Raw genomic sequence first — 20,841 nt, 5'->3', positions numbered from 1 at the left:
ATGACCACGACCTCAAAAAACGACCAGCTGTTCGAACGCGCCCAGAAAACCACGCCCGGCGGCGTCAACTCGCCGGTGCGCGCCTTCCGCTCGGTGGGCGGCACGCCGCGCTTCATCACCCGCGCCGAAGGCCCGTACTTCTGGGACGCGGACGACAAGCGCTACATCGACTACATCGGCTCCTGGGGCCCGGCCATCGTCGGCCACGCGCATCCGGTGGTGGTGAAGGCGGTGCAGGAGGCGGCCGCGCGCGGCCTGTCGTTCGGCGCGCCGACCGAGGGCGAGATCCTGATGGCCGAGGAAATCTGCCGCCTGGTGCCGTCGATCGAGCAGGTGCGCCTGGTCTCGTCGGGCACCGAGGCGACCATGAGCGCGCTGCGCCTGGCGCGCGGCGCCACGGGCCGCGACAAGATCATCAAGTTCGAGGGCTGCTACCACGGCCACGCCGATTCGCTGCTGGTCAAGGCGGGCAGCGGCCTGCTCACCTTCGGCAACCCGACGTCGGCCGGCGTGCCGGAGGACTTCGTCAAGCACACGCTGGTGCTGGACTATAACAACGTGGCGCAGCTGGAGCAGGCCTTCGCCGAATACGGCGACGACATCGCCTGCGTGATCGTCGAGCCGGTGGCCGGCAATATGAACCTGATCAAGGCCTCCGAGGCCTTCCTGCAGGCGATGCGCGCGCTGTGCACCAAGCACGGCGCGGTGCTGATCTTCGACGAAGTGATGTGCGGCTTCCGCGTGGCGCTGGGCGGCGCGCAGCAGCTGTACGGCATCAAGCCGGACCTGACGGCGCTGGGCAAGGTGATCGGCGGCGGCCTGCCGGTGGCGGCCTTCGGCGGCAGCGCCGAGTTGATGAGCAAGATGGCGCCGTTGGGCGCGGTCTACCAGGCCGGCACGCTGTCGGGCAATCCGGTGGCGGTGGCGGCGGGCATGACCACGCTGAAGATCATCCAGGAGCCGGGTTTCTACGAGAAATTGAGCGCGACGGCGGCGCGCCTGGCGGCCGGCCTGACCAAGGCGGCCAAGGATGCGGGCATCGTGTTCTGCGCCGATTCGATCGGCGGCATGTTCGGCCTGTACTTCAGCGAGACGCCGCCGAACAACTACGCCGAGATGATGGCCGGCGACCGCGCGCGCTTCAATGTGTTCTTCCACGCCATGCTGGACGAAGGCGTGTACTTCGCGCCGGCGGCGTTCGAGGCGGGCTTCGTCTCGGCGCAGCACAGCGACGCGGTGATCGACGAAACCATCGCCGCCGCCGCGCGCGTGTTCAAGAAGCTGGCCGCTTAAGCTTCGTCTTCCTCGTCCTCTTCGGAGGACTGGATCACGCCGGTGTTGAAGTTGTACTCGAACAGGTCGCCGTAGCGGCCCCACTCGATGGCGACCCGCAGCGCGCGCTCGGCCTCCTCTTCGCTGAGCGTGAAGCGCAGCAGCTTGAGGAACAGGTCCTCCGGCAGGTCGCCCGACTTGTCCTGTTGCAGACCATGGCAGATGTAGGCGATCAGCGGCACATGCTCCAGCAGCTGCTTGCCGAAGATCTCCTGCCGCTCGGTGTTGTTGGCCGCCGCGTAGCGCCCGCCCAAGTCGGTCAGCAGGATGTCGCCGTTGGTCAGGTAGGCGAAGCCCAGCAGGATCAAGCCGTTCAACACTTCCAGCAGCTCGGCGTCGGTCAGTTCCGTCTCTTCGGCCAGCTGCGGCAGGTCGGCGCGACCGGAGAACGGCTCCTCCGACAGCAGCTCCACGATACCCTCCATGTGCGCGATGTCGGCCTGCGGCAGGCGGTCGCCCAGCTGCAGCTTGACCTCCTTCTCGCTGATCAGGCCACGGCGGCCGGCGCCGGCGGTCATCAGCTCATACACCTTGTCGATCAGCTGGCGCACCTCCGGCCCCTCGGCCTTGCGCGGCTGCGGCAGCGAAATCGGCAGCTCGGCGCGCACCCGGCCAGGGTCGCTGGCGAAGATCAGCACGCGGTCGGCCATCATCACCGCTTCCTCGATGTTGTGCGACACCACCAGGATCGCCTTGGTCGGGATCTGGCCGGACTGCCACAGCTCCAGGATCTCTTCGCGCAGGCGCTCGCCGGTCAGCACGTCCAGCGCGGAAAACGCCTCGTCCATCAGCAGCACTTCCGGCTCCATCACCAGCGCGCGGGCGATGCCGACGCGCTGGCGCATGCCGCCCGACAGCTCGCGCGGCAGCGCGCCCTCGAAGCCGGACAGGCCGATCAAATCGATCACCTTCTCGGCGCGCTCGGCGCGTTCCTCGGCCGGCATGCCCTGCGCCTCCAGCCCCAGCTCGACGTTCTTCTGCACCGTCAGCCACGGGAACAGCGCGAACGACTGGAACACCATGCGGATACCGCGCGCCGTGCCGTACAAAGGCATGCCGCGATACAGCACCTGGCCCTCGTCGGCCTGGATCAGCCCCGCCATGATGCGCAACATGGTCGACTTGCCGGAGCCCGATTGGCCCAGCAGCGCGACGATCTCGCCTTCATGCAGCGTGAAGTCCACGCCTTCCAGCACCGCGCGCGCGGAGCCGTCGGCACCGCGAAAATGCTTGCCGACCGATTTCAATTCGACGATAGGAGTGCTCATAATTCGATCTCAATACTAGAAATGCAGCCGGCTCTCGGCCATGGTGTACAGGCGGCGCCACACGAAGTGGTTGAAGCCCATGACGAAGACGCACATGATACCGATGCCCAGCGCGATGCGCGGGAAGTCGCCGGCGGTGGTCATCTCCTGGATGTAGCTGCCGATGCCGTGCGCCCGCAGAGTGGTCGAGCCCCAGCTGACGCATTCGGCCACGATGGCGGCGTTCCACGAGCCGCCGGTGGCGGTGATGGCGCCAGTGACGAAGCTGGGGAAGATCGCCGGCAGCAGGTAGCGGCGCCATTTCAGCCAACCGGTCAGGCCGAAGTTCTTGGCGGCGTGCCGCAGCTCGGTCGGGATGGTGGAGGCGCCGGCGATCACGTTGAACAGCAAATACCACTGCGTCCCCAGGATCATCAACGGCGACAGCCAGATGTCCGGGTTCAGGTGGTAGCGCACGATCAGCACCACCGCCACCGGGAACACCAGATTGGTCGGGAAGGCCGCGAGGAACTGCGCCACCGCCTGCGTGCGCGAGGCCCAGCGAGGGTTCATGCCGATCCACACGCCGACCGGCACCCACACCAGGGAGGCCAGCGCCAGCAGCAGGATCACGCGCGCCAGCGTGTACAGGCCGAGCACGAACACATGGCCCACCTCCGCCCAGCCGACTTCCGTGCGGATGAAGTGGCCCAGGCTCCACAAGGCGTAGAACACCACGGCGGCGATCACCGCGTCCCACACGCGCTGCGGCACCAGCGACGGCTGGTCGCGGCGGGCGCGGATCGAGGTGCCGTCGTGCCCGAGGCGGAACAGCGCGATGGAGCGCGACAGCATGTTGCCGAACCATTCGACGATGGCCTGCGTGCGCTCGGTGCGGCGCAGCCAGGTGAGCAGCCACGACTGCTGGGCGGTGTCGCTGCCGGTTTCCTCGAAACGGAACTTGTCGGCCCAGGCCAGCAGGGGACGGAAGAACAGCTGGTCGTACATCAGCACCCCGACCAGCATGGCGCCGATGGCCCAGCCGATGGCGCTCATGTCGCTCTGGGCGATGGCCATGGCGATGTAGGAGCCGATGCCGGGCAGCTTGATGTCCTGGCCGGAGACCGAGATCGCCTCCGACGCCACGACGAAGAACCAGCCGCCGGACATCGACATCATCATGTTCCACAACAGGCCGGGCATGGCGAACGGCAGTTCCAGGCGCCAGAAGCGCTGCCAGCCCGAGAGCTGGAACACCTGCGCCGCCTCCGACAGTTCGGCCGGCACGGTGCGGAAGCCCTGGTAGGCGGAGAAGGCCATGTTCCACGCCTGCGAGGTGAAGATGGCGAAGATGGCCGCGCACTCCACGCCCAGCAGGCTGCCGGGGAACAGCGCGATGAAGGCGGTGACGGTGATCGACAGGAAGCCGAGGATGGGGATCGACTGCAGGATGTCGAGCATCGGCACCAGGATTTTTTCGGCCAGCTTGTACTTGGTGGTGAGCGCGGCGAACACGCAGGCGAACACCGTCGACGCGCCCAGCGCGATGAACATGCGCAGCGTGGTGCGCAGCAGGTAGTAAGGCAGGTAGCTCGGGTCCAGCGACAACGGCAACGCCTGGCCGACCTCGTACGGGCGCACCATTTGCTGGCTGCCGTAGGCGATCAGGACAAAGATCGACAGTACGATGGGCAGCAGTGCCCAGTCCCAGCGGTTACCGCCGGCTTCGACCACCTGGCGGGGGAAAAATTGCCGTTTTTTGCTCATTATTTGGGGCTTTCTTCGGCCAGAATAACCGAGGCGAGTGACCGGAGAGTGACACAGGCCGCCATTCTAAAGGATTACGGTGGTGAATATATTACAAGCGTGAAAGTTGGTGACTATTTACGCCCCTTGTTGCGGGCATAATAATGTGACTCTCGAAATAATATTGCGCGTTATGAAACTGATCGCTGAAAAACGTTCCAAGACGGATAAGTATGACGTGCTGCGCTTCGTGCGCAACAACGGCAGCTGCACGGACACGGTGATGCCGCGCCAGGGCATCTTGCCGCACGATCTGCTGCACTACGTGGTGGAATCGGCCCTGCCGCTGCGGCACGGCTTCCTCAGCCTGCTGGCGCGCGGCGCCGATGCGCAGTTCGTCATGGAGGCGGTGCACGACGCGGCCAACAAGGACGTGGAGACCGAGGCGGTGCAGGCGGAGGCGATCGTCGAGGGGCTGCAGGCGCAGTTGTGGTCGGGCGCGTTCGACGAGCAGGCCTTCCTGGCCGGCGCCGCCTCGGCCTGCACGGCGCGCGACAAGCAGCCGTTCGACTTCAGCAAGGTCGGCATCGACATCAAGGCGGCGCTGTACGACCGCGCGCTGTCGCTGAACGAGAAATGGACGACCGCGCCCTACTTCAGCACCCTCTCGCTGGAATTCAGCCCGCAGCCGGTGTAGTCAGGTCGGCCCGCGATCCGGCAATCAATGACCGTGCCATGGTAGGACCGTCAACGGTAGCGTATGATTGGCTTCGAATTCAATAAGGAGTCACGCATGAGCCAAAAGAGCATCGACGTCACCATCCTGGAATCCCTGAATCACCTGCTTGTCAATCATCCCGGCTTGCTGCCGGCCGTGTACGACATCGTCCACACTCAGCTGGGTCTGCCGAAGGATCAACTGCGTTGGCTGATGGGACAGAACCGCATCCCCCTCGTCGATATCAACCAGTTTGGCTACGACCTGCAACTGGGAGTCGAGCATGACATCCGTAGCAAGTACAACTTCGAAGGCGACCTTGCCCGCATCTACGCCGAGAACAAAGGCTACCTGGTTCACAAGTGGCACCATTACATTCCGCTGTACGAGCGCTATTTCGGCGCGTATCGCGGCAAGAAAATCCGCTTCCTGGAAATCGGCGTCAGCAAGGGAGGCAGTTTGCAAATGTGGCGTCAATATTTTGGTGACGAAGCCATCATCTACGGCATAGACATCAACCCCGAGTGCGCCCAGTTGAACGGCATCGCCGGCCAAGTACGAATCGGCTCGCAAACCGATACGCAGTTCCTGGCATCGGTGGTGGAGGAAATGGGCGGCGTCGACATCGTGCTTGATGACGGCAGCCACCAGATGGAGCATATTCCGGTGACGCTGAAAGCGTTGTTCCCTAAAGTCAGCGAAGGCGGTCTCTACATGATCGAAGACCTGCATACTGCCTACTGGGAAACTTTCGGCGGCGGCTACCGCTCGCCACACAACTTCTTCAGCACGATGGTGCAGGATCTGATGGACGACCTGCACCACTGGTACCACATCGATGGGATGAAGGTGCCGGAAGTCAGCACTTTCTGCCCCGGCATTCATATCCACGATTCGGTCGTCGTCCTGGAGAAGCAGCGCGTACAAAAGCCATCGCGTTCCCTCATCGTTTGAGCTCAAGGCGGGGGCGCGTGGCCGCCTCCAGCCCATCCAGCCACTGCGAGTACGATGCGGTATGACTTACTTCAACCACCCGCGGCGGCGGAAGTACCAGAACGGGGCGATGGCGCTGGTGATCATCAGCACGATGGCGAACGGGTAGCCGAGCTGCCATTCCAGCTCCGGCAGCCACTTGAAGTTCATGCCGTAGATCGAGGCGATCAGCGTCGGCGGCAGGAAGGCCACGCTGGCCACCGAGAAGATCTTGATGATCTTGTTCTGGTTGATGTTGATGAAGCCGACCGTGGCGTCCATCAGGAAGTTGATCTTGTCGAACAGGAAGGACGTGTGGCCGTCCAGCGATTCGATGTCCCGCAGAATCTGGCGCGCCTCCTCGAACTGCTCCGAATTCAACAGCCGCCCGCGCATCAGGAAGCTGACCGCGCGCCGCGTGTCCATCATGTTGCGGCGGATGCGGCCGTTCAAGTCTTCCTCGTGCGCGATGGCGTTCAGCGCGGCGGCCGCGTCCTGGTCGGTGAACTCTTCCTGCAGCACCCGGCCGCTCACTTCCTCCAGGTTCTGGTAGATGCCCTCCAGCGCGTCGGCCGAGTATTCGGCGTCGGTCGCGTACAGGTCCAGCAGCACGTCCATGTAGTCGGCGATCGACCCCGGCCGCGAACGTGCGCGCATGCGTACCAGGCGGAACACCGGCAGGTCGTCGGTGTGCACCGAGAACAGCATCTTGCGCGCCAGGATGAAGGCCACCGTGACAATGCGCGACGGGCCGTCCTCTTCCTCCAGCAAAAAGTCGGTGCGCAGGTGCAGGTCGCCGTTCTCGGCCTCGTAGTAGCGGGCCGACGCCTCGATGTCCTTGACCTCGTCCTCGCCCGGCAAGGTCACGCCGTAGATGGCCTTGACCCACGCGCGTTCGTCGTCCGTCGGGTCGGTCAGGTCGACCCAGACAGGCTCGACCTTTTCCAGGTCTTCGCGACTGTCGATGGGAACCTGGTTGAGCCGGCCATTCTGGAGAACGAAAACATTAATCATGGGTACGTGAGCCTTCTGGAAACAGCGCAAGTGTACCCGCAAAGCCCCCGCCGAGGCCAGCCTGCCATGCGGTATTTCAGCCTAGCGGGTCGCTTTTTCTATCATTTTGTCGGTGGCCGACTGCGGGGCCGAGTCGGCCGGGTCCGGCTTGGGCATTTTGGGCGCTTCGATGCCGCGCGTGTCGATGGCCTTGACCACTTTGCCGTCCTTGCAATCGACGTCCGACAGCACGGTCTTGCCGTCGATGACGCACTTGCGCAGCACGCCGGCCGGCGCGGCGGAGACGGCAGGCGCCGCCGAAGCGGAGGCGGAGGCGGAGGCCGACGCCGGCGCCTTGCCGGTCAGCTTGCCCAGCCCCTCGGCGAAGAAGTTGCGCTCATGGCGGGCCGACATCAAAAACGCCATCGCTATCGCCGCCAACGAGGCCATGATGATGGCCACCTGTATCAAACCGAGTCCACGCTGCTTGTGCAACATCGCTGCCTCCTAGGGTAGTTCCGCCGATCCCATGCGGCGCAGGATCACGCCGGTGCGCCGCGCCAAGTAACCCGAATCGCGGTGCTTGTCGAAGAAGCGCGGATTGGGCAACATCACCGCCAGCTTGGCCGCCTGGGCCGCGCCCAGGTTGGCCGCGCTGACGCCATAATAATGCCGCGCCGCCGCCTCGGCGCCGAACGTGCCGGTGCCGAACTCCACCACGTTCAGGTAGATCTCGAAGATGCGTTCCTTGTCCATCAAGGTTTCCAGCATGTAGGTGATGATCAGCTCCTGGCCCTTGCGCACATAGCTGCGTGAGCCCGACAGGAACAGGTTCTTGGCCAGCTGCTGGGTGATGGTCGATCCGCCCGACACCACCTTGTGTTTCTTGTTGTTCTTCTCGTAGGCCTTTTGCAGCGCGTCCCAGTCGACGCCCTCGTGCTCGGAGAAATTGGCGTCCTCGGAGGCGATGATGGCGCGCTTGAGGTTGGTCGAAATACGGTTGTACGGCACCCAGACCTGCTGGATGTTGGCGTTGGGGTTCTTCTCGCGCAGCGCCGACTGCTGCTCGCGCATGAAGCTGGTCATCGACGGGTTATGGTCGACCCACCACCAGATCTGCAGGAAGAAATACAGCTGCACGACCAGGAACAGCAGCACCGGCAGGATGAAGAGCCACTTCACCCAGCGCCATTTGCCCGCCTTGGCCGCGCTCACAGCTTGGCCCGCAGCGATTGCAGCACGTCGGCCGTGGCCGGGTGCACGCCGCGCCACAGGCTGAACGCCTCGGCGGCCTGCTCGACCAGCATGCCAAGGCCGTCGCGCAAGCGTGCGCCGTGCTGGCCCGCGAACTGCAAGAATACCGTGGGGGAGGCTCCGTACATCATGTCGAAGGCAAGCGCGCCCGGCGCGAACACCGACGGCGACACCGGCGGCAGCTCGGCGCTCAGGCTGGCCGAGGTGGCGTTGATGACGATGTCGAACGCGCCCTCGATGTCGCCATAGCCGCAGGCCGACACCACACCCTCGCCGCCCAGCGCGGCGAACTGTTCGGCCAGCGCCTCGGCCGTGGCCACGGTGCGGTTGGCGATGACCAGCTGCGCCGGGCGATGCTCCAGGATCGGCAGCACCACGCCGCGCGCCGCGCCGCCCGCGCCCAGCAGCAGCACGCGCTTGCCGGTGATGGGCACGCCGGCGTTGCCGACGATGTCCGCCACCAGCCCCGCGCCGTCGGTGTTGTCGCCGACGATGCCGTCCTCGGTGAAGTGCAGCGTGTTGACGGCGCCGGCCGCGCGCGCGCGGATGGTCAGCGCCTGCGCCACCTTCACCGCGTCCAGCTTGAAGGGCACGGTGACGTTGGCGCCTTTGCCGCCCTCGGCGATGAAGGCTTGCACGGCGGCGGCGAAGCCGTCCACCGGCGCCAGCCGTTTTTCATAGGTTAGTTCCTGCCCGGTCTGGGCCGCGAACGCGGCGTGGATCTCGGGCGATTTGCTATGGGCAATCGGATTGCCGAATACGCAGTAGCGGTCCATCAACGTCCTCCGCCGCTCAGGTCGGCTTGTAGTTTGTCTTCGCGGGTGAATTTGAAAGTCGTGACGATCACCCACAGATCGTCCTTGTCGTTCGACAGCATGTTCGGCGGGAACTTGCCGAAGGGCGCGGCGCGGCGCACGATGTTCATCGCCGCCTGGTCCAGCGCCGCGTTGCCGGAGCCGGTTTCAACCTTGATGCCGCCGTCCTTCTCGTAGATCGTGCCGTCCTGGAACACCGGGATCGACAGCACCAGCTGGCCGTACAGCTTGCGGCCGTTCTGCTGCGGGAAGTTCAGCGTGCCGATGTCTTCGATGCGCTTCTGTATCGATTTATAGTACATCGCGTAGCCCACCCCGCGCGTGCTCGGCGTGATGATGGTCCGCTTGGGACGCTTGTTCTGGTCCTCGATGGTCTCGCTGATCTCGGCTGCGCGGCGGGCGATGGCCTTGCTGGAATCCAGCAGGTCGGCGCCGGTCGGCAGCGGATCGGGCTTGGTCTTTTCCGTCACCGGCGGCGCGGTGAATGGAATCTGCTTGGCCGCCTGCGTCAGCAGGTTGCGCTGCTTCTCCTCCAGCTCGGCGATGCGGCGCTTGGCGGCCTTGATGCTGTCGCCCGTTTCCATCTTGCGCATGTCGGGCAGCGGCGATTTGGAACGGCCCTTGTCGACCGTGCCGCCGCCGTCCAGGTTGGCCTGGGCCAGCGCGTCGGCCTTCAGCGGCGCCTTGCTGTGCTTGGCGTTGACCAGGATGACTTCCAGCCCAGGATCGGTGGCCTTCACCGGCGCCGGCTTGGGCGCGACAAAGTGCACCGCGAGCAAGGCGCCATGCGCCATCAGCGACAGGCCGATGGCGAGGTACAGCAAGCGATTTTCTTTGAAAGACTTCACGCGAGGCCGGGGGTAGAAAAGATAGGGCTGATTTTACGTCAAAGCAAGCGCGGGAATGACGTTATTCGGCGGCCGGGGCTTCGGCCGCGGCCTCTACCGCCACTTCCGGCGCATCGACCGCTTCCTCCGGCGCTTCCTCGTCCTCGTAGTCCAGCTCGGCATCGGCGGCCACCGTGTCGGTGGTCGGGATTTCCAGGATGCGGGCTTCGATGGTCAGGTCCACCTCGTCCCAGCGCAGGATGTCCAGCTTGACCTGCGCGCCGCGCGCCACCTGCGGCATGCCCGGCAGGCGGATGATCAGCGGAATGTCGACCAGGCGCAGCACCTCGTCCTTGAGCACCACGGCCTCGACCTGGCGCGCGTCCTGCTGGCCCAGCCAGCGCAAGCACCAGTAACGTTCCATGTTCGACTGGTGGTCGCCATAGGCCGCGTACGCCGCGTCGAACTGCGACACGATGGCGAACAGGTTGGCATCCTTGTGCTTGAAGTGCGCGACCAGCGGCGCGGTCACGCCGTGCTCGGCGCAGGCCAGGATCTGCCACTGGTTGACCAGGTCGGTGTAGCGGCGCAGCGGCGAGGTGCTCCACGCGTACTGGTCCACGCCCAGGCCCTGGTGCGGGGCCGCATGGGTCAGCATGCGCACCTGCATCTTGGCGGCCCAGCCGCCCACGCCCTGCCCTTGGCTGCGGTAGATGCCCGGCACGCCGTGGTCGTGCATCAGCTTGCCCCAGGTGCTGTTGGCGAAGATCATCAGCTCGGCCACGATCTTGTCCAGCGGCGCGCCGCGCTTGCGGCGGCTGACCGTGACCACGTCGTCTTCCACGTAGAAGTTGAAGTCCACGCGGTTGTTCTGTTCCGGCTTCAAGCCGAAGCCCTCGCGCTTGACCATGCGCGCGGCCTCCAGCACCTGCGCCCATTGCCAGATCAGGCCCAGCGATTCCTTGTGCGGATAGTCGCCCTCGCCGCTGGCCAGCGTTTCCTCGTTGACCAGGTCGTCGAGGTCGTTGTGGCGCAGGTTGTTCGCGATCGGCACCATCTCGGCGCGGGTCTCGGTGGCCAGCACCGACCAGTCCGCCGGGTTCAGGGTGGCGTACAGCGACAGCGCCGGGCAGGTCTTGCCCTCGGCCAGCGTGAACGCCTCGACGATGGAATCCGGCAGCATGGTGATCTTATCGCCCGGCATGTAGACGGTGGACATGCGCGCGCGCGCCATCTTGTCGACCGCGTCGTCCGGCTGTATGCCCAGGCCCGGCGCGGCGATGTGGATGCCGATCTTGACGTTGCCATCGTCCAGTTTGGTGACGGAGAAGGCGTCGTCGATCTCGGTGGTGGTGACGTCGTCGATGGAGAACGCTTGCACGTTGGCCAGCGGCAGATTGGTCGGCGGCACCGGCACCGGCACGTCCGGGAAGCCGGCGCCGCGCGGGAAGTTCTCGAACAGGAACTTGGCCATGTGCAGCGCCTTGGGCGAGGCGATGCCGCCGGCCGCCAGCATCAGCCGCTGCGGATTGGTGTGCAGCTCGTTGCACGCCGCTTCCAGCGCCTTGTATTCGATCGAGTTCTTGTCCGGCTTGAACAGCAGCTGCGTGACGATGTTCTGCATCGAGGCCGGCAGCTTGTTGGCCTTCAGTTCCTCGACGTACGCGGCCTGCACCAGCGCCTGCTGTTTCTTTTTCTCGATGCCGGCCTGGGCCGCGCGCAGCGATTGCTCGGGCGCGGCCTTGTAGCGGCCACGGCCCTTCTTGTAGAAGTAGATCGGCGCCGAATGCAGGCTCAGGATCAGGCCGGCGGCTTCGGCCGGCAGCGGCGCGTGGCCGAAGTATTCGGCGCCCAGCTCGGCGAAGCCGAATTCCTCCTCGCCCGCCACTTCCCACAGGAAGTCGAGGTCGATGTCGGCCGCGACCGCCTTGGCCTGTTCCATCAAATCCGTCGGCGACGGCTTCTCGTACTGCAGCAGCACGTCCTTGATCTTGACCTTGGTGCGCTTGCCGCTGGCCATTTCAACCTGGTAGGCCTCGCCGGCTTGCGACATCATGGAGCCGACCTTGAAATCGCCGGATTCTTCGAAAAATAGATTCATTGCTAGCTTCTGTTCGTTGTTATTAGTTTCAATTCCAGTACGGAAGGTAAAAACACTTCCGTCACCAGCAGGGTACCTTGACGGCGCCGATATAGACAGCGCCGTGCATATAATATGAGTTCTTGCGGACCGTCCAGCCCGAGCGCCCTGCGCGCACGCTGCGCCAGGGGATGCCCTTCCCGCAATCTTGCAAATTCCAAAACACCGCGCCGCACTTGCGGGTCGCCGAACAGCGTCGTGCCCAGCGAGCGCTCGCCCAGCGCGCTGAACAGCGGCCAGTCCGCCGCCGTGGCCGACATCGGCACCACCGTGTGCGCGAACACCGCAGGCGTATTATCACACCGCAGCAGCACTTCCCTCTCCCAGACGCGGCCCGGCCGGTGCATGCCGATCGCGGCCGCCTCGTCCGTCAGGCAGCGCGCCGTGCTCTGGTGCAGACACTGCACGCGGAAGGCGCGGCTGTGCGCTTTCAACTTGGCGGTCAGCGAACCGTCGGCCGTCAGCCACTGGCGGTAGCCCGGCGGCGCGTTCAGCGCCAACACGTGCGGCTGCCATTGCGTCTGCCGCAGCGAGGCGCCACGAATGGCCGCCGTCACCGATGCGCCTCGATACCGCAGAACTCCAGCACAGACTCCACATAGTCGGGGAACTCGGAAATGCCGTGGTCGCTGCCCTCGATCACGATCTGGCGCGCGCCCGCATAGTGCGCCACCATGTCGCGATAGTCCAGCACTTCGTCGCCGGTGGCGGCGATCAGGAAGTAGCGTTCCTGGCGCGTGACCGGGTTGACGGCCAGGGCACGCAACTCGTCGATGTATTCCCGCTTGAACTCGAACGGCTCGTCGGAATGGAATTGCGTGGTCACGCCGACGTGCTGGTCCAGGTCCTTGAGCGGCACGATGGCCGGATTCAGCAGCACGGCGCGGCAGCCGATGCGCTCGGCCAGCCAGGTGGCGTAGTAGCCGCCCAGCGAGGAACCGACGATGGTCAGCTCGCCGGCCGGGACGCCCTCTATTAAAGAGAGCGCCAATTCCATCGCCAGCTTCGGCGAGGCCGGCAGCTGCGGGCAGATGAACTGGTCAGACAAGCCCAGCGCCGCCATGCGCTCGGCCATCACGCGCGCCTTCATCGACTTCGGCGACGAGCGGAATCCGTGCAGATAGAGGATCATCGCGCCAGCGCTTCCAGTATCTTGTTGTGCACGCCGCCGAAGCCGCCGTTGCTCATCACCAGGATCTGGTCGCCCGGCCGCGCGGCCTGGACGATGGCGGCCACCAAGGCATCGATGTCTTCATAGGCGCTGGCGAGCTGGCCCAGCGGCGCCAGCGCGTCGCCCAGGCTCCAGCCCAGCGACTTCTGGCTGCCGAAGCCGAACACCAGGTCGGCGTCGGACAGGCTGCCCGGCAGCGCATCCTTCATCGCGCCCAGCTTCATGGTGTTGGAGCGCGGCTCCAGCACGGCCAGGATGCGGGTTTGTTTGCCCACCTTCTGGCGCAGGCCGCCGACGGTGGTGGCGATGGCGGTCGGATGGTGGGCGAAATCGTCATAAACAGTAATATCGTTTACCACGCCGCGCACTTCCATGCGGCGCTTGACGTTCTCGAAGGTGGCCAGCGACTTGGCCGCCTGCGCCACCGGCACGCCGACGTGGCGGGCGGCGGCGATCGCGGCCAGCGCGTTGGCGCGGTTGTGCTTGCCGGTCAGCTGCCACTCGACATGGCCGGCCAGTTCACCGCCGAAGATCACGTCGAAGCTGCCGTCATCGTATTCCTTCATCGCCCAATCGGCGCCCTCGGCGCTGCCGAAGCCTTCCTTCTCGCTCCAGCAGCCGCGCTTGAGCACGCGCTGCAGCGATGCCTCGTCGGCGTTGTAGATGACCCGGCCGATGCCCGGCACGGTACGCACCAGGTGATGGAATTGGGTTTCGATCGCGCCCAGATCGGGGAAGATGTCGGCGTGATCGTATTCCAGGTTGTTCATGATCGCGGTCTTGGCGTGGTAGTGCACGAACTTGCTGCGCTTGTCGAAGAAGGCGGTGTCGTACTCGTCGGCTTCGATGACGAAGAAGATCGAGTCCTTGTCACCTTGCATGCGGGCCGACACGCCGAAGTTCATCGGCACGCCGCCGATCAGGAAGCCCGGCGCGTAGCCGGCGTCCTCTAGTATCCAGGTCAGCATGGCCGAGGTGGTGGTCTTGCCGTGCGTGCCGGCCACGGCCAGCACCCATTTGTCTTTTAATATGTGGTCGCCGATCCATTGCGGGCCGGAGACGAACGGCAGGCCGCGGTTCATGATCTCCTCGATCAGCGGATTGCCGCGCGAGACGACGTTGCCGATCACGTACAGGTCGGGGTTGAGCTGCACCTGTTCCGGGCCGAAGCCCTGTATCAGTTCGATGCCCTGGGCTTCCAGCTGGGTGCTCATCGGAGGATAGACGTTGGCATCGCAGCCGGTGACGCGGTGGCCGGCTTCTTTTGCCAGGACAGCCAGGCCGCCCATGAAAGTGCCGCAAATGCCGAGTATATGAATATGCATGGTGATCAAGACGACGATTGAATACGGGATTTTACCCGACCTGACGCCCTTTTCCCGGTTCGGAGTATTATCTCGTCCATGACGTCCAATGCCACCGAAGAAGTCCTGCTGCTGCGCGCGGAGATCGCCGCGGCCGCCGCGCGCCTGATCGCCCAGGACGGTCACGACTACAACAGCGCCAAGCGCAAGGCCGCCAAGCAGATCCTCGGCGACACCCAGCCGCCGCTCAACCTGCTGCCGGACAACGCGCAGATCGAGGCGGAGGTGCGGATCTACCAGTCGCTGTTCCATGCAGACACCCAGCCGGCGCGCCTGTTCCGGCTGCGCACGCTGGCGGTCGACATCATGGACGGCCTGTCCGCCTTCCAGCCCTACCTGACCGGCGCCGTGCTGAACGGCACGGCCGGCCCGCACGACGACATCCACCTGCAGCTGTTCGCCGACAGCGCCAAGGAAGTGGAAATCTTCCTGCTGAACCGCAACCTGCAAATCGACATCTCGGAAACCCCGCACTTCAAGGGTCCGCGCCACGGCTCGGTCGAGACGGTGAGCTTCATGTGGCACAAGGAAGGCGTGCACGCCGCCTTATATGAGCTGGACGACCTGCGCGGCGCCGTCAAGACCCGCGCCGACGGCAAATTGATGCGCGCCGATATCGCCACCGTGCGCGCCCTACTAGTTAACAGTACTCACGAAAACCCAGACCCATCCATATCATGAATCAAAAACATCTCGCCGCCTACGTCGTTGTCGCTTTGTTATTTGCCGCCTCCGGCGCCTATGTCGGCACCCATAAAAAAGACCAGGCATCGCCGATCTCCACCACCCAGCCGGCCGGCGTCACCGGCCCGGTGAACGACTTATATAAGCAGACCCTGCCGGACGCCAAGGGCGTTTCGCAATCGCTGGCCCAATATAAAGGCAAGGCCATGCTGGTCAATTTCTGGGCCCCGTGGTGCGGTCCGTGCGTGCAGGAGATGCCGGAGCTGTCGGCGCTGGCGGCCGGAGAAGAGGGTAAGAAGCTGCAAGTTATCGGAATTGGTATAGATTCGGCAACAAATATCGCCGAATTTAACGACAAGTTCAAAATCAGCTATCCAGTCTTCGTCGCCGGCATGGCCGGCACCGACCTCTCGCGCGCCTTCGGCAACGGCGCCGGCGGGCTTCCGTACACCGTGCTGATCGGCGCCGACGGCCAAGTCAAGAAGACCTATCTGGGCCGCCTGAAGTTTGACGAGCTGCGCAAGGACCTGGCAACTCTGTAAATAGTTTTACAAGTTTTTTTCTCTTGCCAATGCCGGCAGTTGGCGGCAAAATGCGGAACTTTCGCGGAAAACGGTCCTGAACCCATGGCAAAAAACCTCCTACTGCTCAACGGCCCCAACCTGAATTTGCTGGGTAGCCGCGAGCCTGAGGTCTACGGCGCTAGCACTTTGGCCGACATCGAACACGCAGCCCAGGCGCAAGCCCAGGCGGCGGGCGCGAGCTTGTCCTGCTTTCAGAGCAACCACGAAGGGGCGCTGATCGACCGCATCCATGCCGCCCGAGCGGAAGGCGTGGACGCCATCGTCATCAACCCGGGCGGCCTGACCCACACCAGCGTGGCCTTGCGCGACGCCTTGGCGGGGGTGGCGATACCGTTTGTTGAAGTGCATATTTCGAATATTTACCAGCGCGAGACGTTTCGCCATCACTCATTTCTTAGCGCGATCGCCATAGGTACTATTTGCGGACTGGGTATCGAAGGATATCGGTTTGCCATCGACTTCGTCCTTAAAAGGCGATAATCTACGCGATCTGCGCGCAATTTCGCGCGGTTCCGCCCACAAGGCGCACCGCTCACACTTACATAACAAAGACATTCCTGGGGGTTACATGGATTTACGCAAGCTGAAGACCTTGATCGATCTGGTCGCGGAATCGGATATCGCCGAACTCGAAGTGACCGAAGGCGAGAGCAAAGTACGCATCGTCAAGTCGTCCGCCATGCCGCAGAACCAGATGGTGATGATGCAGCCGCAAGGCATGCCGCAATACCACGCCGCCCCGGCGCAAGCACCCGCACCGGCCGCCGCAGCCCCGGTCGCAGCCGTCGCCGCCGAGCCGACCGGCCACGTGGTCAAGTCGCCGATGGTCGGCACCTTCTACCGTTCGTCCGCGCCAGGCTCGCCGGCGTATGTCGAAGTGGGCGCCACCGTCAAGGAAGGCGACACCCTGTGCATCATCGAAGCGATGAAGCTGCTCAACGAAATCGACGCCGACAAGTCCGGCACGATCACCCAGATCCTGGTCGAGAACGGCCAACCGGTCGAGTTCGGCCAGCCGCTGTTTGTGATAGGCTAAGACCGGCCTGCGCCCTCCCCATCGGTGACGGGCGCGCCGGCTTGGTCCGCATTCCCTCCTCTACCTGACGTTACCGGCCCGCCGGTGCTCACAGACATACGCGAACCTATCATGTTTGAAAAAATCCTCATCGCCAACCGTGGCGAAATTGCCCTCCGTATCCAGCGCGCCTGCCGCGAACTGGGCATCAAGACGGTTGTGGTCCACTCGGAAGCGGACAAAGACGCCAAATACGTCAAGTTGGCGGATGAATCGGTGTGTATCGGGCCTGCGCCGTCGACGCTCAGCTACCTGAACATGCCGGCCATCATCAGCGCCGCCGAAGTGACGGACGCCGAAGCGATCCACCCGGGCTACGGCTTCCTGTCGGAAAACGCCGACTTCGCCGAGCGCGTGGAAAAATCCGGCTTCGTCTTCATCGGCCCCCGCTCCGAATCGATCCGCATCATGGGCGACAAGGTCTCGGCCAAGCAAACCATGATCAAGGCCGGCGTGCCGTGCGTGCCAGGTTCGGAAGGCGCTTTGCCGGACGATCCAAAGGCGATCGTGCAAATTGCGCGCAAGGTCGGCTACCCGGTCATCATCAAGGCGGCCGGCGGCGGTGGCGGACGCGGCATGCGCGTGGTGCACACCGAGGCGGCCCTGATCAACGCCGTGGCGATGACCAAGACCGAAGCGGGCACCGCCTTCGGCAATCCGGAAGTCTACATGGAGAAGTACCTGGAAAATCCGCGCCACGTGGAAATCCAGATCCTCGCCGACGAACACAAGAACGCCGTCTGGCTGGGCGAACGCGACTGCTCGATGCAGCGCCGCCACCAGAAGGTCATCGAGGAAGCGCCGGCGCCGGGCATCCCGCGCAAGCTGATCGAGAAAGTGGGCGACCGCTGCGCCGAAGCCTGCCGCAAGATCGGCTACCGTGGCGCCGGCACCTTCGAGTTCCTGTACGAGAACGGCGAGTTCTACTTCATCGAGATGAACACCCGCGTGCAGGTCGAACACCCGGTCACCGAAATGATCACCGGCATCGACATCGTGCAGGAACAGATCCGCATCGCCGCCGGCGAGAAGCTGCGCTTCCGCCAGCGCGACGTCATGCTGTCCGGCCACGCCATCGAGTGCCGCATCAACGCCGAAGACCCGTTCAAGTTCACCCCGTCGCCAGGGCGCATCACCTCCTGGCACGTGCCGGGCGGCCCCGGCGTGCGCGTCGACTCGCACTCGTATGCGGGGTATTATGTACCGCCGCACTACGATTCGATGATCGGCAAGGTCATCACCTACGGCGCCACCCGCGAGCAGGCGATCCGCCGCATGCAGATCGCGCTGTCGGAAATGGTGGTCGAGGGCATTTCGACCAACATCCCGCTGCACCGCGAGCTGATGGTCGACGCCCGCTTCATCGAAGGCGGCACCAACATCCACTATCTGGAGCAGAAGCTGGCGGACATGCCGGACCTGCATAAACTGAGTTTGAGTAACAAGGCGCCACAATAATGAGCTGGACTGAAATCGTCATCGAAATCGCCCGCGACCACGCGGAAGCACTGTCGGAAGCGCTGATGGACGTGGGCGCGCTGTCGGTGTCCGTGGAAGACGCGGACGAAGGCACCGACGCGGAAAAGCCGCTGTTCGGCGAGCCGGGCATGGAGCCGACCGAGGCGGCATGGGAACACAGCCGCGTGGTCGCCCTGACCAACGAAGATGACGACCAGGCCGTGATCGTGGCGGCCGCGGCCGGCCAGATCGGCCTGGAGGCGCTGCCCAAGTTCACCACCCGCAAGGTGGAGGAGCAGGACTGGGTGCGCCTGACCCAGTCGCAGTTCGCGCCCATCCACATCGGCAAGAACATCTGGGTCGTGCCGAGCTGGCACGAGGCGCCGGACGCCAACGGCCTGATCCTGGAACTGGATCCGGGCCTGGCCTTCGGCACCGGCTCGCACCCGACCACCCGCCTGTGCATGGAGTGGCTGGAGGCGAACCCGGCGCCGGGCAAGACCGTGCTCGACTACGGCTGCGGCTCCGGCATCCTGGCCATGGTGGCCAAGAAGGTCGGCGCCGGCGAAGTGGTCGGCGTGGACATCGATCCGCAGGCGATCGAGTCGGCGGCCGACAACGCGCAGCGCAACAAGTGCGAGATCGAGTACTTCCTGCCGGACAGCTTCGCGCAGTCCAAGCACGCGACCCAGCGTTTCGACATCGTGGTCGCCAACATCCTGTCGAGCCCGCTCAAGCTGATGGCGCCGATGCTGTCGGGCCGCGTGGCCGACGGCGGCGCGCTGATCCTGTCGGGCGTGCTGGCGCGCCAGGCCGAGGAAGTGGCCGCCGCGTACGCACCGTTCATCAAGCTGGGCGTCTGGGCTGAGCAAGACGGCTGGGTGGCCCTGCATGGCCGCCTCGGCAGCGACGTGGTTCCAGCGGCGCGCTAACCATAGCAATGGCGCTCGCCACCAAATGCCCCCACTGCAACACGATATTTCGGGTCGCCCATGACCAGTTGAAATTACGTGGGGGCATAGTGCGCTGCGGCTCCTGCAACGAAGTCTTCGATGGCAACGCGGCCCTGCTGGAGCCGCTTGCCGCGCCGCCTGCGGCGCCCTCACCTTCCCCGCTGCCCGAACCCACACCCTTCGACCAGAAGATGGCCGCGCTCGATACCCGCGCCGCCGAAGTGCTGGGCAGCGACACCGCCGAACCCATCTACACACTGGAACTCGACGCCGCGCTTGACACGGCCGAGGCCGAGGCGCACGTCGCCGAGACTGAGCCGACCGCCGCCGAGGCTGAGGTACGCGCCACCGAACCCGAGCCGTACGCCGCCGAGGCCGAACCCGATGGCCAGCCCTACGACGACGAACCGATCGCCACCACGCTCGCGCTGCCCGCCGAGCCCGCCAGCCTGCCGCCCGCCGTGGAGGACGCGCTGGATCTCGACTTCAACCTCGATGTGGAACCCGAGCCGGAAGCCACGCCCGAGCCAGCCGCCGCCATCGAGCCGCAGTGGGACACCGAAGCCATCGAAGCGCCCACCGCCGCCGAACCGGAAGCCGACGCCGAGCCGCTCGAAGACGCGCTCAGCATCGAAGCCATGTCGGACGAAGAGCTGGAAGCCGCGCTGGCCGCCGAGCTGGCCGTGATGGAACAGAACATCGCCCCGCCGGAAGGCGAGGCCGAACCGGCGTCCGAGGACGCCTTCACCTCGGTCGCCGCCAGCGAGCGCCGCGAGCCGACGCTGGACAACATGCCGGCCGCCGCCGCGCCGCCACCCAGCCTGGCCGAACGCTTCAACGAACTCGACGATGTCGACGAGGAGGCGCTGGTGCACCTGTCGTCGGCGGGCCTGGCGGAAGCCCAGTCCGCCCGCGCCCCTGCCCATGCGATGGCCGAACCGTTCGCCGAAACGGAAAGCGACACCGAAACAGCCGAAGTCGAAGAACCCGGCTTCATCAAGCGCGACCGCCGCCGCCAGAAGTTCGGCAAGGCCGCCACCATCGCCATGAGCCTGGGCTCGCTGCTGCTGGTGGCCGCCCTGGCGGCGCAGGGCCTGACCACCTTCCGCAACCAGATCGCCGCCGCGCTGCCGCCGCTCAAGCCGGCGCTGACCGCCGCCTGCAACGCGCTCGGCTGCAAGATCGAACTGCCGGCGCAGATCGACGACCTCAGCATCGAACAGGGCGAGCTGCAAACCCTGAGCGACACCACGTTCTCCTTCACCACCCAGCTGCGCAACCAGAGCAGCACCGCGCAAGCCTGGCCGCACATCGAACTGGTGCTGGACGACGCCAACGACAAGGCCGTGCTGCGCCGCGTGTTCACGCCGCGCGAATACCTGGGCCCGGACGTCGCGCTGGACAAGGGCTTCGCCCCGCACACCGAACAATCTGTCAAACTGTACTTTGAACTGAGCCAGCTGAAAGCATCCGGCTATCACATCGCAGTCTTCTACCCTTAAGACCCA

Annotated in this window: 21 protein-coding genes; 10 read left to right on the top strand and 11 right to left on the bottom strand. The window is 64.7% G+C overall.

The genetic code is table 11. The features are described from left to right. Positions 1–1,293: a glutamate-1-semialdehyde 2,1-aminomutase gene (hemL, locus tag HUX88_RS01970; RefSeq protein ID WP_117012054.1), complete on the top strand. Its 1,293-nt coding sequence runs from the start codon at positions 1–3 to the stop codon at positions 1,291–1,293. On the opposite strand, the gene HUX88_RS01965 is transcribed toward hemL, so the two are convergent. Both HUX88_RS01965 and HUX88_RS01960 read right to left on the bottom strand, forming a co-directional pair. Further along, the gene (locus tag HUX88_RS01965; RefSeq protein WP_117012055.1) at positions 1,290–2,600 is read right to left on the bottom strand and encodes a nitrate/sulfonate/bicarbonate ABC transporter ATP-binding protein; all 1,311 of its coding nucleotides are present in this window, start codon (positions 2,598–2,600) and stop codon (positions 1,290–1,292) included. The genes hemL and HUX88_RS01965 overlap by 4 nt on opposite strands. Before the next feature lie 15 nt (positions 2,601–2,615). Then, positions 2,616–4,346, bottom strand: a complete 1,731-nt coding sequence (locus HUX88_RS01960) for an ABC transporter permease subunit (protein WP_117012056.1) — start codon at positions 4,344–4,346, stop codon at positions 2,616–2,618. Positions 4,347–4,518: 172 nt separating this feature from the next. On the opposite strand from HUX88_RS01960, the gene HUX88_RS01955 reads away from it, so the two are divergent. Both HUX88_RS01955 and HUX88_RS01950 read left to right on the top strand, forming a co-directional pair. Then, positions 4,519–5,022 (top strand): hypothetical protein, encoded by a 504-nt coding sequence (locus tag HUX88_RS01955; protein ID WP_117012057.1) that lies wholly within the window; start codon positions 4,519–4,521, stop codon positions 5,020–5,022. A 96-nt stretch (positions 5,023–5,118) separates the two neighbouring features. Next, positions 5,119–5,997, top strand: coding sequence for a class I SAM-dependent methyltransferase (locus tag HUX88_RS01950; RefSeq protein ID WP_176360630.1), 879 nt, complete (start codon positions 5,119–5,121; stop codon positions 5,995–5,997). A gap of 66 nt (positions 5,998–6,063) precedes the next feature. Here the strand turns inward: HUX88_RS01950 and corA are convergent, their stop codons facing one another. The 9 genes from corA to mpl form a co-directional block, all read right to left on the bottom strand. After that, positions 6,064–7,029, bottom strand: a complete 966-nt coding sequence (gene corA, locus HUX88_RS01945; protein WP_117012059.1) for a magnesium/cobalt transporter CorA — start codon at positions 7,027–7,029, stop codon at positions 6,064–6,066. A gap of 81 nt (positions 7,030–7,110) precedes the next feature. After that, positions 7,111–7,506, bottom strand: coding sequence for a DUF4124 domain-containing protein (locus tag HUX88_RS01940; protein ID WP_176360629.1), 396 nt, complete (start codon positions 7,504–7,506; stop codon positions 7,111–7,113). 9 nt (positions 7,507–7,515) lie between these two features. Next, positions 7,516–8,223, bottom strand: a complete 708-nt coding sequence (gene mtgA, locus HUX88_RS01935; protein ID WP_117012061.1) for a monofunctional biosynthetic peptidoglycan transglycosylase — start codon at positions 8,221–8,223, stop codon at positions 7,516–7,518. Further along, positions 8,220–9,038 carry a shikimate dehydrogenase gene (gene aroE / locus HUX88_RS01930; RefSeq protein ID WP_176360628.1) on the bottom strand — a complete coding sequence of 273 codons (819 nt, stop codon included), beginning with the start codon at positions 9,036–9,038 and terminating at the stop codon, positions 8,220–8,222. The genes mtgA and aroE overlap by 4 nt, the downstream gene beginning before the upstream one ends. Then, on the bottom strand, positions 9,038–9,925 hold the full coding sequence (locus HUX88_RS01925; protein WP_117012063.1) for a TonB family protein: 888 nt from the start codon (positions 9,923–9,925) through the stop codon (positions 9,038–9,040). The genes aroE and HUX88_RS01925 overlap by 1 nt, the downstream gene beginning before the upstream one ends. Before the next feature lie 61 nt (positions 9,926–9,986). Continuing rightward, complete coding sequence (locus tag HUX88_RS01920) at positions 9,987–12,005, bottom strand: ribonuclease catalytic domain-containing protein (RefSeq protein ID WP_176360627.1); 2,019 nt, start codon at positions 12,003–12,005, stop codon at positions 9,987–9,989. Between the two features lie 2 nt (positions 12,006–12,007). Beyond that, entirely contained in the window at positions 12,008–12,601 is a 594-nt protein-coding gene (locus HUX88_RS01915; protein WP_117012065.1) for a chorismate lyase, read from the bottom strand. Further along, on the bottom strand, positions 12,598–13,176 hold the full coding sequence (locus HUX88_RS01910) for a YqiA/YcfP family alpha/beta fold hydrolase (RefSeq protein ID WP_117012066.1): 579 nt from the start codon (positions 13,174–13,176) through the stop codon (positions 12,598–12,600). Before HUX88_RS01910 ends, HUX88_RS01915 begins: the two co-directional genes overlap by 4 nt. Next, positions 13,173–14,540 (bottom strand): UDP-N-acetylmuramate:L-alanyl-gamma-D-glutamyl-meso-diaminopimelate ligase, encoded by a 1,368-nt coding sequence (mpl, locus tag HUX88_RS01905; protein ID WP_176360626.1) that lies wholly within the window; start codon positions 14,538–14,540, stop codon positions 13,173–13,175. Before mpl ends, HUX88_RS01910 begins: the two co-directional genes overlap by 4 nt. Before the next feature lie 78 nt (positions 14,541–14,618). On the opposite strand from mpl, the gene HUX88_RS01900 reads away from it, so the two are divergent. The 7 genes from HUX88_RS01900 to HUX88_RS01870 all read left to right on the top strand — a co-directional run bounded on the left by HUX88_RS01900 (position 14,619) and on the right by HUX88_RS01870 (position 20,835). After that, positions 14,619–15,260: a hypothetical protein gene (locus HUX88_RS01900; protein WP_117012067.1), complete on the top strand. Its 642-nt coding sequence runs from the start codon at positions 14,619–14,621 to the stop codon at positions 15,258–15,260. Beyond that, on the top strand, positions 15,257–15,805 hold the full coding sequence (locus tag HUX88_RS01895; protein ID WP_117012068.1) for a TlpA disulfide reductase family protein: 549 nt from the start codon (positions 15,257–15,259) through the stop codon (positions 15,803–15,805). Before HUX88_RS01900 ends, HUX88_RS01895 begins: the two co-directional genes overlap by 4 nt. Positions 15,806–15,889: 84 nt before the next feature. Continuing rightward, complete coding sequence (gene aroQ / locus HUX88_RS01890) at positions 15,890–16,327, top strand: type II 3-dehydroquinate dehydratase (RefSeq protein WP_117012069.1); 438 nt, start codon at positions 15,890–15,892, stop codon at positions 16,325–16,327. Between the two features lie 88 nt (positions 16,328–16,415). Then, complete coding sequence (gene accB, locus HUX88_RS01885; protein ID WP_161089296.1) at positions 16,416–16,883, top strand: acetyl-CoA carboxylase biotin carboxyl carrier protein; 468 nt, start codon at positions 16,416–16,418, stop codon at positions 16,881–16,883. A gap of 111 nt (positions 16,884–16,994) precedes the next feature. Next, positions 16,995–18,380 (top strand): acetyl-CoA carboxylase biotin carboxylase subunit, encoded by a 1,386-nt coding sequence (accC, locus tag HUX88_RS01880; RefSeq protein WP_117012071.1) that lies wholly within the window; start codon positions 16,995–16,997, stop codon positions 18,378–18,380. Further along, positions 18,380–19,312, top strand: a complete 933-nt coding sequence (gene prmA, locus HUX88_RS01875) for a 50S ribosomal protein L11 methyltransferase (protein ID WP_117012072.1) — start codon at positions 18,380–18,382, stop codon at positions 19,310–19,312. The genes accC and prmA overlap by 1 nt, the downstream gene beginning before the upstream one ends. A gap of 8 nt (positions 19,313–19,320) precedes the next feature. Beyond that, positions 19,321–20,835: a DUF3426 domain-containing protein gene (locus tag HUX88_RS01870; RefSeq protein ID WP_176360625.1), complete on the top strand. Its 1,515-nt coding sequence runs from the start codon at positions 19,321–19,323 to the stop codon at positions 20,833–20,835. Positions 20,836–20,841: the final 6 nt, after the last annotated feature.

The organism is Duganella sp. BJB1802 (assembly GCF_013369445.1).
Taxonomy (GTDB): Bacteria; Pseudomonadota; Gammaproteobacteria; order Burkholderiales; family Burkholderiaceae_D; genus Rugamonas; species Rugamonas vulcania_A.
This window is presented reverse-complemented; position numbering and strand designations above follow the sequence as displayed.

What these genes read in the sequence shown, in the direction of transcription:
- HUX88_RS01960 (WP_117012056.1), bottom strand. Translation starts at nt 4,346, where the DNA reads ATGAGCAAAAAACGGCAATTTTTCCCCCGCCAGGTGGTCGAAGCCGGC.
- HUX88_RS01910 (WP_117012066.1), bottom strand. Translation starts at nt 13,176, where the DNA reads ATGATCCTCTATCTGCACGGATTCCGCTCGTCGCCGAAGTCGATGAAG.
- HUX88_RS01920 (WP_176360627.1), bottom strand. Translation starts at nt 12,005, where the DNA reads ATGAATCTATTTTTCGAAGAATCCGGCGATTTCAAGGTCGGCTCCATG.
- HUX88_RS01870 (WP_176360625.1), top strand. Translation starts at nt 19,321, where the DNA reads ATGGCGCTCGCCACCAAATGCCCCCACTGCAACACGATATTTCGGGTC.
- mpl (WP_176360626.1), bottom strand. Translation starts at nt 14,540, where the DNA reads ATGCATATTCATATACTCGGCATTTGCGGCACTTTCATGGGCGGCCTG.
- corA (WP_117012059.1), bottom strand. Translation starts at nt 7,029, where the DNA reads ATGATTAATGTTTTCGTTCTCCAGAATGGCCGGCTCAACCAGGTTCCC.
- HUX88_RS01900 (WP_117012067.1), top strand. Translation starts at nt 14,619, where the DNA reads ATGACGTCCAATGCCACCGAAGAAGTCCTGCTGCTGCGCGCGGAGATC.
- accB (WP_161089296.1), top strand. Translation starts at nt 16,416, where the DNA reads ATGGATTTACGCAAGCTGAAGACCTTGATCGATCTGGTCGCGGAATCG.
- hemL (WP_117012054.1), top strand. Translation starts at nt 1, where the DNA reads ATGACCACGACCTCAAAAAACGACCAGCTGTTCGAACGCGCCCAGAAA.
- HUX88_RS01955 (WP_117012057.1), top strand. Translation starts at nt 4,519, where the DNA reads ATGAAACTGATCGCTGAAAAACGTTCCAAGACGGATAAGTATGACGTG.
- HUX88_RS01940 (WP_176360629.1), bottom strand. Translation starts at nt 7,506, where the DNA reads ATGTTGCACAAGCAGCGTGGACTCGGTTTGATACAGGTGGCCATCATC.
- aroQ (WP_117012069.1), top strand. Translation starts at nt 15,890, where the DNA reads ATGGCAAAAAACCTCCTACTGCTCAACGGCCCCAACCTGAATTTGCTG.
- aroE (WP_176360628.1), bottom strand. Translation starts at nt 9,038, where the DNA reads ATGGACCGCTACTGCGTATTCGGCAATCCGATTGCCCATAGCAAATCG.
- accC (WP_117012071.1), top strand. Translation starts at nt 16,995, where the DNA reads ATGTTTGAAAAAATCCTCATCGCCAACCGTGGCGAAATTGCCCTCCGT.
- prmA (WP_117012072.1), top strand. Translation starts at nt 18,380, where the DNA reads ATGAGCTGGACTGAAATCGTCATCGAAATCGCCCGCGACCACGCGGAA.
- HUX88_RS01895 (WP_117012068.1), top strand. Translation starts at nt 15,257, where the DNA reads ATGAATCAAAAACATCTCGCCGCCTACGTCGTTGTCGCTTTGTTATTT.
- HUX88_RS01950 (WP_176360630.1), top strand. Translation starts at nt 5,119, where the DNA reads ATGAGCCAAAAGAGCATCGACGTCACCATCCTGGAATCCCTGAATCAC.
- HUX88_RS01965 (WP_117012055.1), bottom strand. Translation starts at nt 2,600, where the DNA reads ATGAGCACTCCTATCGTCGAATTGAAATCGGTCGGCAAGCATTTTCGC.